The 3,011-nt window shown below is 37.4% G+C and carries 5 protein-coding genes; all 5 read right to left on the bottom strand.

All coding sequences use genetic code 11. The features are described 5' to 3' along the window. Nucleotides 1–158: 158 nt before the first annotated feature. Nucleotides 159–443 (bottom strand): hypothetical protein, encoded by a 285-nt coding sequence (locus KQI83_RS06360; protein WP_216555713.1) that lies wholly within the window; start codon nucleotides 441–443, stop codon nucleotides 159–161. Nucleotides 444–482: 39 nt separating this feature from the next. Continuing rightward, nucleotides 483–854, bottom strand: coding sequence for a hypothetical protein (locus KQI83_RS06355; protein WP_216555710.1), 372 nt, complete (start codon nucleotides 852–854; stop codon nucleotides 483–485). 12 nt (nucleotides 855–866) lie between these two features. Further along, a complete protein-coding gene (locus tag KQI83_RS06350) occupies nucleotides 867–2,399 on the bottom strand; it encodes a pre-toxin TG domain-containing protein (protein WP_216555707.1) in 1,533 nt (510 codons plus the stop codon). Beyond that, nucleotides 2,396–2,713, bottom strand: a complete 318-nt coding sequence (locus tag KQI83_RS06345) for a hypothetical protein (protein WP_216555705.1) — start codon at nucleotides 2,711–2,713, stop codon at nucleotides 2,396–2,398. The genes KQI83_RS06350 and KQI83_RS06345 overlap by 4 nt, the downstream gene beginning before the upstream one ends. A gap of 13 nt (nucleotides 2,714–2,726) precedes the next feature. Then, nucleotides 2,727–3,011 (bottom strand): type VII secretion protein EsxB (locus tag KQI83_RS06340; RefSeq protein WP_216555702.1); only part of this gene is annotated, 285 nt, incomplete at its 5' end.

Genomic DNA, 3,011 nt, shown 5'->3' with positions numbered 1-3,011 from the left:
TCCACGTACTCCGAGATCTTTGTGATCCTGATAGTACTGGATTGCATCAAGTTTAAATTGTTTGTCATGTTGCTTTGCCATATGAGATCCTCCTTCAGCATGTTTCTATTGTAACATGCTTATGTGTATTTGGAATTTCTCATTTTGGCTTGTACTATTTATATTCTAGCACCACCTAAATCTGAATCATATACAAATTGCTGCGTTAGTGCTCCTGTTTTAGCATCATATATCCCTAAAATATCTCCATCTACAAAGGGGCGCGTATCTTGTACAAGTTCTGGCAAAACAATATTTTTACTACCTATAAATCCACGTCCTGTATACGGAACATTTGCCTCTATTGGAAAATCCGTTGGAACTTTAATACCATCTACATCATCTAACACATATGTTATTTTACCATACCGTCTCCTTTTTACCTGTTGACCGTAAAATACCATCTACACTCATCTCTCTTTTTAAAGTTGTATTATTTTTGATTATGTATGCTTTTGAGGATTATAATTTTGATAAGCCTTTTCCCTTGCCATTGCCTTCTCTTCCTCTGATACCTCATCCGAAAAATCAAACTTACCTTCTTTTATTGAAAAATAATCACGAAATAATTTTTCATTTTCAATAAGTTGGTATAAATTTGCACACCATGGATATCTTATATTAACTTCTAAAGGCTTAAAACTAGTTTTCTTCCCTTGCGCTATCCAAATACTTCTTTTATGCTGTAATTTTAACCACGATAATATCTTAACAACCACTACGTTCAACTCATAATCACTTAGTTGAATATTTGTTATCAATATGTTTTTATCCCTTTTTTTCATATATTTCAATAATTCGTCAATTGTACTCATCATTTTCTCCTATCACTTACTATAATTACTCCATATGTGAACCATCATATCTTCTTCACTTTCAAACTGAACTGACATACCAGATTCTATCTGAAATAGTCTTTCAGCATTATATGCTGTTGTTTCACCCGTCCATGATGCTATTATATTCTCATCAATTCCGTTATAATAATCTATCGCATGTGTTCCTTCATGTACAATATCACTAAACAAAGACACTGAACTGCTTCTTACATAAATTTGTTCACCTACTTGCATCGCAACTGTATCTGAAGAACATCCCAAATATTTTTCAAACAATTCATCACCTAGCACGTTTATTCCTATATCTTTATTTCGTATTGCATTAGCTATTTCTGTTGACTTGTTTGTAACTCCATCCAGTGAAGTAATTATATCTTCTCTGGTAAAACTTTGCTTTATTTCATTAATACTTCCAATTTTAGAAGCACTACCACTCTCCCCCTGTCTTATCCCCTCTACCTCTTCAATAGGCACTTCCCTACGAAATCCTTCTCCCTCAAATACCAACTTATTTCCTATACAGCTTACTGTGATTCCCGTTGCAAGACTTAACATAATCGTAACCGGTACCGGCCAGTTAAATGCCTGTCCTATGGCTCCGATTCCACATACTGCCGTATTTCCCATAAATTCTACTGCTACCGTCTTTCCTGTAGCTTTGAGTGCTTCCTTCATTCCCATTTCTGACAATCTGGTTGCCCCCATAGCTCCCCCTAGCGTCGCCATGTCTACACCGGCAAACACCAGTTTGAACTGGCATTCCAAATCACTTAAGTCCTCTCCCGTAATGAGGTCTTTTTCGATAGATGACTCAATCATGGGTTTTACCACAGTAATATCTAATACCGAGGAAACAAAACTTAAAAACGGCTTATCCATTCTGTGGTCAAATTCACCCTGATGGAAAAAACTGTCTATGTAGGTTTCGTAATCTGTGATTCCCCTTTTCTTAAATTCCTCTTCCGCTATTTCCCGCATTCCCTGATATTGGGCTTCAAATATTCGTGCAAACTCTTCCACATATCCACTCTTTGTAACAATCCAACCATCCTTATTTGCACTTTCTGAATAGCCGGTTCCTAAAAAATCGGCAAACCGGAAAGTGGTTTTTGTCTGGGTTTCCTTATATTCTCCCAGATATGGGTCGTAGTAGCTTTCCGTAATTCCTATCTGATTGTCCTCTCCTGCATTTACAGAAAAGTCTTCCATCTTAATCACGCTGATGGTTTCCGTAGCATGCTGGTTCAGTGCTTTACAGAAAGGTTCGTCCAAATAACTGCTTATAAAATCCGGCAACGCCAATACATAATTCCACAGCGTTCTCTTATCTTCCAACAGATTTTTCAGCTCTGACTCCTTGGAAATAAAACCGGTTCCCAATCCCACCTCTTCCAATATTTCATCACATTCCTGCAATGTAAGGTCTATCTCCAGCAATCGGTTTTCATAATACATACTGTCTACATTAGAACCAAACTTTTCCTCCCAGAACTGACTGACTCGCTTTACTTCTTCATTCATGTATGTTCTGCCCCTCCCATCTGCTCAATCACCCAGTCCACCAACTGCTCCTCATTGTAATACATGGTCTGGTATGCATTAGTGATATAGGAGGACGCTGCCTGATATAAGAATAACATTCTTTGTATATGGCTTTCAAGGGAATCAAAGAACAAATTGATTTCATCTCTTGCCGTTCCCTTGTAAGCTCCCTTGGAAACATTGTCCTTGCACCTGACTGCATACGCATATGCTTCTTCCAGTTCTTCCTGGATTGTTCCCAGTTCTGATATATAATCCAGTACCTCTCTACCGATTTTGATTTCTTCTCCCATTTATTTCCTCTCATCAAATTTTTTCTATGTTCCGATATTCCGGAAATTCTGTATAAAAACTGTCTACATGCGTTTCTAACTCTTTTAAGGCGTCCATTGCTTCTTTCAGTGGATTTTCCCGATTCTTTCCACAATTGTCAGTAAAACATCTGTGATATTCTGCCATCAGTTTAAAATAAGTCAAAAAAGTGTCTCGTTCTTTTCCTTCCCAATCTCCCTGATTTTCTATTCTCTCTTTCAACTGCTTTACTTTTTGATAGGAAGATTCCATCTTCTCCTGTATACTCTGCAAATCTCC

This window comes from Roseburia sp. MSJ-14 (assembly GCF_018918225.1).
In the GTDB taxonomy this organism is placed as follows: Bacteria; Bacillota; Clostridia; order Lachnospirales; family Lachnospiraceae; genus Petralouisia.
This window is presented reverse-complemented; position numbering and strand designations above follow the sequence as displayed.